The 10,749-nt window shown below is 69.1% G+C and carries 14 protein-coding genes and 1 pseudogene; 6 read left to right on the forward strand and 9 right to left on the reverse strand.

From position 1 onward, the window contains the following. A pseudogene (locus Q7V15_RS02565) lies at window positions 1–221 on the reverse strand (hypothetical protein); the annotation flags it as partial. 73 nt (window positions 222–294) lie between these two features. Then, window positions 295–726, reverse strand: a complete 432-nt coding sequence (locus tag Q7V15_RS02570; protein WP_304753603.1) for a DUF488 family protein — start codon at window positions 724–726, stop codon at window positions 295–297. Between the two features lie 80 nt (window positions 727–806). On the opposite strand from Q7V15_RS02570, the gene Q7V15_RS02575 reads away from it, so the two are divergent. Then, a complete protein-coding gene (locus tag Q7V15_RS02575) occupies window positions 807–1,688 on the forward strand; it encodes an alpha/beta fold hydrolase (protein WP_304753605.1) in 882 nt (293 codons plus the stop codon). On the opposite strand, the gene Q7V15_RS02580 is transcribed toward Q7V15_RS02575, so the two are convergent. After that, on the reverse strand, window positions 1,685–2,620 hold the full coding sequence (locus tag Q7V15_RS02580) for a thioesterase family protein (RefSeq protein ID WP_304753606.1): 936 nt from the start codon (window positions 2,618–2,620) through the stop codon (window positions 1,685–1,687). The two genes, Q7V15_RS02575 and Q7V15_RS02580, sit on opposite strands and share 4 nt — an antisense overlap. Before the next feature lie 124 nt (window positions 2,621–2,744). Beyond that, window positions 2,745–2,912 (reverse strand): hypothetical protein, encoded by a 168-nt coding sequence (locus Q7V15_RS02585; protein ID WP_304753608.1) that lies wholly within the window; start codon window positions 2,910–2,912, stop codon window positions 2,745–2,747. A gap of 131 nt (window positions 2,913–3,043) precedes the next feature. Here Q7V15_RS02585 and Q7V15_RS02590 point away from each other — a divergent pair, with 131 nt between their 5' ends. The 3 genes from Q7V15_RS02590 to Q7V15_RS02600 all read left to right on the forward strand — a co-directional run bounded on the left by Q7V15_RS02590 (window position 3,044) and on the right by Q7V15_RS02600 (window position 5,463). Beyond that, a complete protein-coding gene (locus tag Q7V15_RS02590) occupies window positions 3,044–3,859 on the forward strand; it encodes a cytochrome b/b6 domain-containing protein (protein ID WP_304753610.1) in 816 nt (271 codons plus the stop codon). Continuing rightward, window positions 3,856–4,632 carry a molybdopterin-binding protein gene (locus tag Q7V15_RS02595; protein WP_304753612.1) on the forward strand — a complete coding sequence of 259 codons (777 nt, stop codon included), beginning with the start codon at window positions 3,856–3,858 and terminating at the stop codon, window positions 4,630–4,632. Before Q7V15_RS02590 ends, Q7V15_RS02595 begins: the two co-directional genes overlap by 4 nt. A gap of 78 nt (window positions 4,633–4,710) precedes the next feature. Further along, complete coding sequence (locus Q7V15_RS02600; RefSeq protein ID WP_304753614.1) at window positions 4,711–5,463, forward strand: creatininase family protein; 753 nt, start codon at window positions 4,711–4,713, stop codon at window positions 5,461–5,463. Window positions 5,464–5,475: 12 nt separating this feature from the next. Here Q7V15_RS02600 and Q7V15_RS02605 read toward each other — a convergent pair whose 3' ends face one another. Both Q7V15_RS02605 and Q7V15_RS02610 read right to left on the reverse strand, forming a co-directional pair. After that, window positions 5,476–6,669: a cell wall hydrolase gene (locus Q7V15_RS02605; protein ID WP_304753616.1), complete on the reverse strand. Its 1,194-nt coding sequence runs from the start codon at window positions 6,667–6,669 to the stop codon at window positions 5,476–5,478. A 178-nt stretch (window positions 6,670–6,847) separates the two neighbouring features. Then, window positions 6,848–7,564 (reverse strand): class I SAM-dependent methyltransferase, encoded by a 717-nt coding sequence (locus Q7V15_RS02610; RefSeq protein ID WP_304753617.1) that lies wholly within the window; start codon window positions 7,562–7,564, stop codon window positions 6,848–6,850. Between the two features lie 180 nt (window positions 7,565–7,744). Here Q7V15_RS02610 and Q7V15_RS02615 point away from each other — a divergent pair, with 180 nt between their 5' ends. Together Q7V15_RS02615 and Q7V15_RS02620 are read left to right on the forward strand one after the other, a co-directional pair. Continuing rightward, on the forward strand, window positions 7,745–8,509 hold the full coding sequence (locus tag Q7V15_RS02615) for an SDR family oxidoreductase (protein WP_304753619.1): 765 nt from the start codon (window positions 7,745–7,747) through the stop codon (window positions 8,507–8,509). Between the two features lie 98 nt (window positions 8,510–8,607). After that, window positions 8,608–9,033: a YciI family protein gene (locus tag Q7V15_RS02620; RefSeq protein ID WP_304753620.1), complete on the forward strand. Its 426-nt coding sequence runs from the start codon at window positions 8,608–8,610 to the stop codon at window positions 9,031–9,033. 256 nt (window positions 9,034–9,289) lie between these two features. Here Q7V15_RS02620 and Q7V15_RS02625 read toward each other — a convergent pair whose 3' ends face one another. From Q7V15_RS02625 to Q7V15_RS02635, 3 genes are all read right to left on the reverse strand, one after another. Further along, the gene (locus Q7V15_RS02625; protein WP_304753622.1) at window positions 9,290–9,646 is read right to left on the reverse strand and encodes a Rieske (2Fe-2S) protein; all 357 of its coding nucleotides are present in this window, start codon (window positions 9,644–9,646) and stop codon (window positions 9,290–9,292) included. Continuing rightward, window positions 9,643–9,930: a YciI family protein gene (locus Q7V15_RS02630; protein ID WP_304753623.1), complete on the reverse strand. Its 288-nt coding sequence runs from the start codon at window positions 9,928–9,930 to the stop codon at window positions 9,643–9,645. Before Q7V15_RS02630 ends, Q7V15_RS02625 begins: the two co-directional genes overlap by 4 nt. Before the next feature lie 9 nt (window positions 9,931–9,939). Next, window positions 9,940–10,749 (reverse strand): NAD(P)H-dependent glycerol-3-phosphate dehydrogenase (locus Q7V15_RS02635; protein WP_304753625.1); only part of this gene is annotated, 810 nt, incomplete at its 5' end.

Raw genomic sequence — 10,749 nt, forward strand, 5'->3', positions numbered from 1 at the left:
GTGGAGGAAATGACGATGCAGCGGGCCCGGACATTGTCATTGATGTCGCGGACGATCACCGGCAGCTCGTTCCAGAAGGCGCGGATCATGCTGTTGAAGGCCTCAGGGCGCTTCAGCTTGATGTGGGCGACGCCGGCCTCGATCTCGACGTCGAAACAGGTCCAGGGGCCGAGCGCCGGAATGGCGGCGGTCGGCGCGGTGTTGGCGTTGGCGGCGGTCATGGGCTGTTCCTGGGACGGTTCTTAGGAGGTTTGCCCATCATCGCCCCCTGACGCTGGGGAAAGCCAAGGCCTCTCAGAGATCTTCCACCGGCTGATCCAGGGCCTCGCAGAGTCGCGCGGCCACAATGGCCCGGTGGCAGTCACAGGCCTGGGCCTCGAAGCAGAGCAGGGCGATCTTCTTTCGTCCCGCCAGGTCCTGGGCCCGGGCCAGCTCAAGCTGAGCCTGGGGCTCGGCCAGGTGCGCCTCGAAGATGGCCCGCATCTCGTCGGTGCGTCCGGCCCGGGCGGCCTCCCGCCCCGCCTTGGGCGTGCCCAGGCCGCGCAGGTGCTCATAGCCGATGCCGGCCTCGTCCAGGCTGGCGCCGAGGATTGTCTTGGAGAATCCCGGCCGGCGCGAGGCCGCGACGGCGCGGACATCCACCACCAGTTCGACGCCGGCGGCCTTCAGCTGGTCGATCATCTGGGCCTGGGTCTTGCCCTCATAGCCGATGGTGGCGATGGCCATGGCGAACCTCTCCTTGGGTCAGGGGTGAGACGGGATATATGGAGGCCAAGAACCCATCGCGCGAAAAGAAGGATCCGCCCATGGATGGAACGGTCGCACAGGCCCCGCGGGTCCGCCGCTTTCCCCTGCCCAGCCGCGGCGGTGAGATGGCGGCGCTAGAGTTCGGATCCGCCGATCGCGCCTTCGACCTGGTCTTCTGCCACGCCAATGGGTTCAACGCGGCGACCTACCGGACGATTCTGGAGCCCCTGGCCGCGACCTTGCGAATCCTGGCCATCGACCTGCGCGGCCACGGCGCCACCGCCCTGCCCACCGAGCTGGAGAACCGCCAGGGCTGGGGCGCCTATCGCGACGACCTCCTGGCCCTGCTGCCCCATGTGGCTCAGGGGCCCGTCACCGTGGCGGGCCATTCCATGGGGGCGACCACCAGCCTGATGGCCGCCGCCCAGGCGCCGGACCTGATCGCCAACCTGGTGCTGTTTGATCCCGTCCTGATGCCGCAGTGGGGGGAGGTTGCGCCCGGCGATATCGCCCAGTCGCCCATGGTCCAGGGCGCCCTGCGCCGGCGGGCGCGGTTCGAAAGCCGGGCCGCGGCCGTGGCCGCCTATCAGGGGCGCGGCGCCTTCAGAACCTGGTCGCTGGACCAGCTGGAAGACTATGTGGCCGCGGGCTTTGTGGACACTGACGACGGGGCGGTGGAGCTGGCCTGCGCGCCGGCCTGGGAGGCGTCCAACTTCGCCGTCTATGACGACCAGGCCTGGGCCGCGGCCCTGGCCTGCCCCTGTCCGGTGCGGATCCTGCGGGCCGAGCAGGGCTCCACCTGCCGGATCGACGACCATCTCGACCTCTTGGCCGTCACCGGCCGCTACCGGATCGAGACCGTGCCGGGGACCAGCCACTTCCTGCCCATGGAACGCCCGGATCTGGTGCGTCAGGTCCTGGCGGAGGCCGTGAGCGGCTAGAGCGCCATCTCGGGCCGGGTGGTGGGGCGCAGGGCCTCCACCGCCTCAGGTGAGAGGCGCACCACCTTGCGGGCGTCGAGGTCGAACCCCACGGCGACATTTTCGGCGCTGGCCCAGGGGCGGCCCGTATGGGGGTCCACCATCCAGTGGCGCAGGCGACGGAAGCGCTCCTCCACATGGGCTGTGGCCGAGCGCAGCTCGAACCGGTCGCCGGCCCGGGGCCATGCGAAATGCACCAGCCGATATTCCAGGGCTGCGCCGCCGATCCGTGGCGCGCCGGAGCCCGGACCTTCGCCCAGGCCGCGGTCGGCGCCCAGCAGGTGCAGGATGCCGTCGGAAATCTTGCCCATGACGATCTCGGTGCGCATGCGGCCAAAGGCGTCGCAATCGGGCGCCCCGATCACCCCCAGACCGATCCGCGTCAGACCCATGGCGTCGGCCCGGGCGAGACTGGCGGCGCTGGTCTCCACCGGCCCCAGCTCAATGGAGCGGGCGGCGGCGAAGTCGGGAATGTCCGCCCGCAGGCGCTCGGCGGCCTCGCGAACCCGTCGGGGCCAGGGGAACACTCGACCATCCTTGGCGGTGGCGTGACGCACCACGGTCTGGAAAGTCGCCGCCGGGGTCCCATCGGGGTGCAGGATGACCACCAGCAGCCGGGCCTCGTCCTCGCCCATGGCCACCACCCCGCCCCGGGCGGTCAGGGCGGCGCCCGGCTTGGCCTCCCGCAGGAATCGGATGTGCTGTTCGCGGACCAGCAGGGTGGATTGGGCCAGGCCGGAAAAGGCGTCGGGCATGCCCAGCTCGGCGGCGAGACCCGCCAGGGCCTCCATGGACTTGGCGACCCAGTGGCGCACGTTGAGATGGCCCATCTCATCGCACTCCCAGGTGTTGACCCCGCCCACCCAGATCTCGGTTCCACCGTCCCAGCCCATCAGGCCCCCCAACGCATCTTCGCCCGCCCGGGCGTCGGACGAACCTTAGGGGCGCCCGGTCCCTGACGCCAACGGCCCGGGCGCCCGGGCCTGAAAGACCCCGGCGCTCCCACAGGCGTGCAAACTAGGACTCAGGCTTGGAGCCGTCGCCATCCTTGGGCAGGCCTTCGGCCTCGCCGGTCACAGCCGGCGCCCGGCCCGTCCGCTCAACCTGTTCGTCCTGACTGCGAACCGGGGACTCCGGCGGCGGGTTTTCCACCGGTGTGTGACGCTTGGTGTCTGTTTCGGTCATGTCGATTTCCCTTTGCAATGGGGGTTGCGACTAGGACAGCGTCTGGGCCGTATCCTGCGTTCCTACGGCGCCGCCGCAACTGTGCGCTCAAAACCAGCGTAGGATCATCGAACCCGGTCGAAAGCGGTCCCATGGATGAGACGCAGAACAACGACGCCAAGGCCCCGGCGCCGCGCCACAGGCTACCGGTGCGGCTGACCCACTGGATCAATGTGCTGGCGCTGCTGGTCCTGCTGGGCAGCGGCCTGCAGATCTTCAACGCCCATCCGGCCCTCTACTGGGGCCACGCTTCGACCTTCGCCGAGCCCTGGGTGGCCATGACCGCTGAACCGAAGGGGCCGGGTCTGGCGGGCTTCACCCAGGTGGGCGCCCTCAAGGTGGAGACCACCGGAGTGCTTGGCCTGTCGAACGGCGAGCGACGGGGGTTTCCCGCCTGGACGACCCTGCCCGGCTACCGCTCCCTGGCCGAGGGCCGGCGCTGGCACTTCTTCTTCGCCTGGCTCTTCGTGACAAATGGCCTCGCCTATCTCGCCTGGGGCCTGGCGAGCGGACATTTCAGCCGCAATCTGTTTCCGCAGAGCGCTGAGCTTACGCCGCGCAGCCTCTGGGACGAGATCAAGGATCACGCCCGCCTCCGCTTCCATCACGGCCGGTACAACGCCTTGCAAAAGCTCACCTATCTGGCGGTGGTCTTCGGGCTCCTGCCGTTGATGGTGCTGAGCGGCCTGGGCATGTCGCCCGGCGTCAACGCCGCCTGGCCCTGGACCTTCGAGCTGTTCGGCGGCCGGCAGTCGGCCCGGACGATCCACTTCCTCAGCGCCCTGGCCCTGACGGCCTTCGTGCTGGTCCATATCGCCATGGTCCTCGCCTCCGGTCCGATCGGCCAGCTGCGGGCCATGATCACCGGCGGCGCCGCGCCGCCACGCCCGCCGGGAACGCCCTCATGACCTCCATCCCCCGCCGCGGCCTGCTGACCGGCGCCGGCTCGGCCCTGCTCTCCCTCACCCTGGCCGGATGCGACCAGGTCAGCCGCAACCGCGGGGTCCGCGCCACCCTGGCCCGGGCCGAGGGCCTGACCATGGCCGCCCAACGGCTGATCCTGTCGCCGGCGGCCCTCGCCCGGGAGTTCACGCCCGCCGACATCTCTCCGGACTTCCGGGCCAATGGCAGCCTGCGACCGGCCGGCCAGGCCTATCAGGACCTGCTCGCCAACAGCTTTGCAGACTGGCGGCTGCAGGTCGAAGGCCTGGTGGAGCGGCCCCTGTCCCTGAGCCTGGACGACCTGCGGTCGCGCCCGGCGCGAACCCAGATCACCCGCCACGACTGCGTCGAGGGCTGGAGCAGCATCGGCCAGTGGACTGGCGCACGCCTGTCGGCCCTGCTGGAGGAGGCCGGCCTGAAGCCCCAGGCCCGCTACATCGTCTTCCATTGCGCCGACCGGCTGGACGCCTTCGCCGCGGGTGATCGGGGGCTCTATTACGAGAGCATCGACCTGGTCGACGCCTTCCATGAGCAGACCATCCTGGCCTACGAGATGAATGGCGAGACCCTGCCGGTGAAGCACGGGGCGCCCCTTCGCCTGCGGGTCGAGCGGCAGCTGGGCTACAAGCACGCGAAGTATGTGATGCGGATCGAGGCGGTGGAGAGTTTCGCCCACATCGCCGGCGGCCAGGGCGGTTTCTGGGAAGATCGCGGCTACGAATGGTACGCCGGCATCTGAGGCGCGCGCCGGGGGCTTACCTCACCGGGCGCGAGGGCCTATGTCGGGTCTCTGACCCCACGATCCGGAGACCCCGTCATGCTGCTGCACATGTCCACCTGGTCCGAGGTCGAAGGCTTCCTCAGCCGCTCGAAGACGGTGGTCATCCCCATCGGGTCCAATGAGCAGCATGGCCCCACCGGCCTCCTGGGCACCGACTGGCTGTGCCCGGAGATCATCGCCCATGAGGCGCAGAAGAGCGGCGACATCCTGGTGGCGCCCACCTTCAATATCGGCATGGCCCAGCATCATCTGGGCTTCCCGGGCACCATCTCCCTGCGGCCCTCGACCTTCATCGCCGCGATAGGCGACTGGTGCCGCTCGCTATCGGCCCACGGCTTTGAAAAGCTCTATTTCCTCAATGGCCACGGGGGAAATGTGGCCACCATCGAGGCGGCCTTCTCCGAGCTCTATGCCGAGGCGAGCTTCGCCGGAAAGCCCCGGGGCTTTTCCTGCAAGCTGAAGAACTGGTGGGAGGTGAAGGGCGTGCTGGGCCTGGCCAACAGCCAGTTCCCCACCGGCCACGGCAGCCATGCGACGCCCTCGGAGATCGCGGTGACCCAGTGGGCCTATCCGGATTCCATCAAGACCGCCGACTATACGCCGAAGATCGCGCCGACCGGACCGATCCGTGAGGCCCTGGACTTCCGCGCCCGCTATCCTGATGGCCGCATGGGGTCTGATCCGGCCCAGGCCAGTCCCGAAAAGGGCGGCGAACTGGTGCGAATGGCCGCCGACGGCCTGCTGGAAGATGTGGCCGCCTTCGCCGCCGAGGCGACTCCAGCCCCATAGGGAGCGCGGGTTCTAGAAGGCGCCGCCTGAGGGGATGGCCAGCCGAGGCGGGGCCCGGGGCTTGACCCGGCCGACCCAGTCCAGGTCTTCGGCCGGAACCAGGCCCTCAGCCTGGGTCACGATCATGCTCGGCTCGGCCACCATCTCGTGTTCGCTGGCGGCGATCTCGACCACCTGGACGTCAGACGAGGCGTCGCCCGCCCCGTGGGCGCCGATGCGGGTGGGCGCCAGGGGCTCCATGTCGTCGGCCAGGGTGACCAACTCCACCAGGCCAGGACCTGAGAGGCGATTGAGGGCCGCAACCTGAAAGCCAACGGACTCGTCACCCCCATAGGCTCCGCCAAAGGCGCCGGGCAGGCCCCAGCCGCCCATCCAGCGATAGAAGATGTGGGCGCCGACGGTGGCCACCTTCATCAGGCTGGGGCTCCAGTAGGGGGCCACATAGTTGGCGTGATAGTGGGTGGCGTTGCCGACGGTCTTCATCACATAGCCCGACAGGGCCGCCTCGGCGATCTGGCGCGAGCGGGCCCAGCCCTGGGCCTCGGGCGGGCGGGCCAGGGCGCCGTCGCAGGTGAAGGTGAACTGGCAGCCGGTGGTGCGGTTGGACCCCTGGAAGACCACGCCGCAGACCGAATTGGGATAGGCCGGGTGGCGGACCCGGTTCAGCACCACCTGGGCCACGGCCCGCTGGCCCTCCAGGCTCTCATAGCGGGCCTCGTAATAGATGGTCGCGGCCAGGCAATCCAGCGCGCGGGCCTGGTGCAGCGAGCCGCCGGAAATCCGGAACGGCCTTGCTGCGGGATTGGGCAGGGTCGAGGTGGGATTGGACGCGTTCCAGATCCGGGCCTGCCCCTCGTCCATGTCCTGCAGGCGCAGGATGGCCGGTTCGGGCGCGCCGCCGTCCAGGGCGTTCATGACGCCGGTTTCCCGGTCGACCCGGGCGAAGGCGGGCGTGATCTCGTGGGGGGCGAAGCGGTCGGCCAGGCTGCGCATGGCGGGATCCATGGCGCCGGCCAGACGCTCCAGGGCCGCGGCGTCGATCTGGCCGTCAGTCAGGCGGGCCAGGCGAAGTTCGGTGCGCTCGCCGCCCATATAGGGCGCGGCCACGGCCAGGCCGCCCGCCAGCAGGGCGACCAGGAAGACCTGCAGCCCCGCCAGATGGTGATGACGATGTTCGGTGTCGAAAAACCGACGAAACTTCAGCACGCTCAGCTCCCTGACGCGCCCACCCCCGTCGTCGCATCCCATAGGCCTGGCGGCGTCCGATTTCCAGCGGATTCGGAACGACGTTTTCCAGAAATGGCCCAGTCTGGGGCGCGCGCAGCGATGCAGGCGCCTCTAGCTGGCAAAACAGGCGCCGCGCGTCGCCTGGGCAGGATCGGGACTAGCGGGGGATTTCGGCGGTCTTGGTCAGGGCCACCTGACGGTAGACCGCGCTGATCTCGAAATAGTGGCGGAAGATTCCGTGGAAGCGATCAACCGCCTGCTTGACCCCCGGGCCGCCGATCTCGCTCTCGTGGTGCCAGTAGTCGTCCAGCACCATCATGCCGCCGACCTCCAGCAGGGCCGCGCAATAGGCCAGGTCCACCATCACCGCCCAGGCGGTGTGGCTGCCGTCCACATAGATCAGGTCGTAGCGCTCGCCGCGCTCCAGCATCTTGGGCAGCTCATAGGTGGAGAACCCCTTGTGGGTGGTCAGGCCGGTGAAGCCGAGCTTGGCCACGTTGCGGTGAAACCGGGGCTCGACCGCATGGTATTTTTCTTCCGGGTTCAGGGCCTCGTCGAACCAGGGGTCGATGACCGTGACGTCCAGCTTGGCCGGCAGCAGCCAGTCCATGAAGGCCAGGTTGCGCCCCTCATAGGCGCCGATCTCCAGATAGCGGATCTGGCCCCGGGTGGCGGCGAAGTCCCGCAGCAGGGGGGCCACATAGGGGATGTTGTTGTCGGCCCACTCGGTGGTGAACTCAAACTCCATGGTCTGGCAGTGGGCGCCGAAGGCGGCCGCATCCTGGCTGGACCGGGGCTTGCCCAGCATGGTCTGGGCGAACTGCGGCGCAAAGCGGCCGTTCAGGGTGGCGAGCGCGCGGATCGGATCAGCCAAGACGAAAGCTCCATCGAAGGTCTCCTGCTGGCATAGCCCCCAAGCCGTTAAGGAAGGGTCGCATGTCTGGCGGGCCCATCGTGCCGCCATGTTGCCGGTCCGGGAAGCGCCAGACCCAAGTCTCCTCTGCGCCTATGCCTCCCCCATCGGACCCAGCCATTCAATCAATGGAGACAGAGTATGGCGCGACTAGAGGGCAAGGTGGCGATCATCACGGGCGCAAGCTCGGGTATCGGACGGGCTGCGGCCTTGGCATTTGGCGCCGAAGGCGCGCGGCTGGTTTTGAACGCGCGGGGCGCCCCCGCGCTTGAGGCGCTGGCGGCGACTCTGGCCGCGCAGGGGGTGGCCGCCGAGGTCGTGCCTGGCGATGTGAGCGAGGAGTCGGTCGCTGACGCCCTCGTGGTCCGGGCGCTCGAAACCTTCGGCCGACTGGATGTGGCCTTCAACAACGCCGGCGCCACTGGGCCGGTCGGACCGCTGGTGGATATGGGGACGGCCGACTGGCGGCGTGTGATTGACATCAACCTGACCAGCGCCTTCCTGGGCGCCCGCCGGCAGATTCCCGCGATGCTCGCCTCCGGCGGCGGCGCCCTGATCTTCACCTCTAGCTTTGTGGGTTACGCCAGCGCTTTTCCAGGTCTGGGCGGCTATGCGGCGGCCAAGGCGGGGTTGGTGGGGCTTGCGCGGGTGATCGCTGCTGAGTACGGCCCGCAGGGCATCCGGGCCAACGCCTTGCTCTCAGGCGGAGCGGACACCCCCCTGGGGCGCTCGGTGGCTCCCACGGCTGAAGCCATTCAGCTTGTCGAGAGCCTGCACGCCCTAAAGCGCATCGCCCAACCCGAGGAAATCGCCGCCGCGGCTCTTTTCCTGGCCACTAGCGAGGCCAGTTTTGTCACGGGTTCGGCCTTCTTCGTCGACGGCGGCGCTTCCATGACCAAGGTCTGAGGGGGAATATCTCCGCTCCGATGTCGGCTTGTCCCCGCGACCTGCGTCCTCGGAGCGACCCCCATCCACTTGGGTCAGATGAACCGAGGAGGACGACGATGCGGGTGATGGTGTTCGTCAAGGCGACGGCTGACAGCGAGGCCGGGATCATGCCCGGCAGCGACCTGATGGAGGCCATGGGCCGCTACAATGAGCTCCTGGTGGAGGCCGGGATCATGAAGGGGGGCGACGGCCTCAAGCCCACCTCGCACGGCAAGCGCGTGGCTTTCGATGGGGACAGCCGCACGGTGATCGACGGCCCCTTCGCCGAGACCAAGGAGGTGGTGGCTGGCTACTGGCTCTGGGAGGTCAAGGACATGGACGAGGCCGTGGCCTGGGTGAAGCGCTGCCCCAACCCCATGCCCGGCCCCAGCGAGATCGAGATCCGGCCCTTCTACGAGATGTCCGATTTCGCCGAGATCATGACCCCGGAGGCCGAAGCCGTGCATGGCCGGGTGGCCGACAAGCTGGCGGGTGAGGGGTAGGGGCGAACGTCCTCGTCCTTCGAGGCCCTGCTAGCGCAGGGCGCCTCAGGATGAGGACGAATGGGAGGCTCCGCCCGCAACCCCCCCTCCTCATGCTGAGGTGCGAGCGAGAGCGAGCCTCGAAGCACGCAACGCCCCTCCCCCAACCCCGTCACCCGGGCTTGACCCGGGGGTCCATGCACACGAAGGCGGGCCGGTGTTCATGGATGGTCGGATCAAGTCCGACCATGACGATGGATAGGTGCGGGCGAAGCCCTCACGCCGTCACCACCCGGCCGTCGCGGAGCTCCACCGGCCACGGCGAGAGGCGTTCGCCGAAGCAGGGGCCGGCGACGCACTCGCCGGTGAGCGGCGTGAACAGGGCGCCGTGGCCGGCGCAGAGGATGTGGCGGTGATCCCGCGTCAGGTAGCGGTCGTCGAGGGCCGAGAGCGGCCAGCCGGCGTGGGGGCAGCTATCCACATAGCCGCGGATCTCCTCGCCCACACGGACCACGACGCCGGCGAACATGGCCGCCTCGGCCCGGAACCGGAAGCTCTTGGCGCCGGGCTCGGTGATCTCTTCAAGCGCACAGAGATCAGTTCCGGCGGCGGGTCTGGCGGGGTTGCCGCTCAAGCCAGGGCCCCGCGGGTGATCTTCATGGCCGAGATCTCCACCCGCTCGAAGACGCCGGCGGACTTGTAGGGATCGGCGTCGCTGAAGGCCTGAACCTCGGCCAGGCTGTCGGCCTCGTAGAGGATGAGCGAGCCGGCCATCTCCCCGGCCTCGTCCAGCAGCGGACCGGCCAGTTTCACGCGGTCCAGATGCTCGCCGATATAGGCCAGATGCGCCTCGCGCACGGCCATGCGCTCGGACAGGGCGTTCTTCTTGTCGAAGCACATCAGCACGAAAATGGTCATTCCAGGTCCTTAACGCTCGTCCTTGAGGGGGCGGGAAAGCAGATTGGCGATGGCGACATCGACCTCGACCTCGCCGGCCAGGATGGCGGCCACGGCCTCGCAGATTGGGGTCTCGACGTCGAGCTTGGCGGCGAGTTGGCGCACGGCGGGCGCAGACGCCACGCCCTCGGCCACCGAGAGCTTGCCGGCCAGGGCCTGGTCCAGGGTCTGGCCTGCGCCCAGCGCCAGGCCGACGCTCATATTGCGAGACTGCGGGCTGGAGCAGGTGAGCACCAGGTCGCCCAGGCCACAGAGGCCGGCCACGGTCTCAGGCTGACCGCCCAGGGCCACGGCCACACGGGTCATCTCCGCAAAGCCCCGGGTGATCAGGGCCGCATGGGCCGAACGCCCCAGGCCCCGGCCCTCGACAATGCCGCAGGCGATGGCCAGCACATTCTTGATCGCGCCGCCCACCTCGGCGCCCACCATGTCCGGGGCGTAGTAGGGGCGGAAGGCCGGCAGGGCGAGGGCCTCGGACAGCGCCCGGCCCAGCGTCTCGTCAGGGCAGGCCAGGGTTACGGCGGTGGGCAGGCCGCGGGCCACCTCGCCGGCGAAGCTGGGGCCTGACAGGACGGCGGGAGCGGCGTCCGGCAGGGTCTCGGCCAGGACCTCCGTCATCAGCTTCAGCGAGCCCTGCTCCACACCCTTGGCGCACAGTACGATCGGCAGGCCCGGCCGGGCGTGGGGGGCGAAGGCGGTGAGCGCGGCCCGCAGGTGCTGGGCCGGGGCGACCATCAGGATCAGGTCACAGCCGGCAAGCCTCGCCAGGTCGCCCGTGCA

Source organism: Phenylobacterium sp. (assembly GCF_030651755.1).
Classification (GTDB): Bacteria; Pseudomonadota; Alphaproteobacteria; order Caulobacterales; family Caulobacteraceae; genus Phenylobacterium.

What these genes read in the sequence shown, in the direction of transcription:
- Q7V15_RS02570 (WP_304753603.1), bottom strand. Translation starts at nt 726, where the DNA reads ATGGCCATCGCCACCATCGGCTATGAGGGCAAGACCCAGGCCCAGATG.
- Q7V15_RS02575 (WP_304753605.1), top strand. Translation starts at nt 807, where the DNA reads ATGGATGGAACGGTCGCACAGGCCCCGCGGGTCCGCCGCTTTCCCCTG.
- Q7V15_RS02580 (WP_304753606.1), bottom strand. Translation starts at nt 2,620, where the DNA reads ATGGGCTGGGACGGTGGAACCGAGATCTGGGTGGGCGGGGTCAACACC.
- Q7V15_RS02585 (WP_304753608.1), bottom strand. Translation starts at nt 2,912, where the DNA reads ATGACCGAAACAGACACCAAGCGTCACACACCGGTGGAAAACCCGCCG.
- Q7V15_RS02590 (WP_304753610.1), top strand. Translation starts at nt 3,044, where the DNA reads ATGGATGAGACGCAGAACAACGACGCCAAGGCCCCGGCGCCGCGCCAC.
- Q7V15_RS02595 (WP_304753612.1), top strand. Translation starts at nt 3,856, where the DNA reads ATGACCTCCATCCCCCGCCGCGGCCTGCTGACCGGCGCCGGCTCGGCC.
- Q7V15_RS02600 (WP_304753614.1), top strand. Translation starts at nt 4,711, where the DNA reads ATGCTGCTGCACATGTCCACCTGGTCCGAGGTCGAAGGCTTCCTCAGC.
- Q7V15_RS02615 (WP_304753619.1), top strand. Translation starts at nt 7,745, where the DNA reads ATGGCGCGACTAGAGGGCAAGGTGGCGATCATCACGGGCGCAAGCTCG.
- Q7V15_RS02620 (WP_304753620.1), top strand. Translation starts at nt 8,608, where the DNA reads ATGCGGGTGATGGTGTTCGTCAAGGCGACGGCTGACAGCGAGGCCGGG.
- Q7V15_RS02630 (WP_304753623.1), bottom strand. Translation starts at nt 9,930, where the DNA reads ATGACCATTTTCGTGCTGATGTGCTTCGACAAGAAGAACGCCCTGTCC.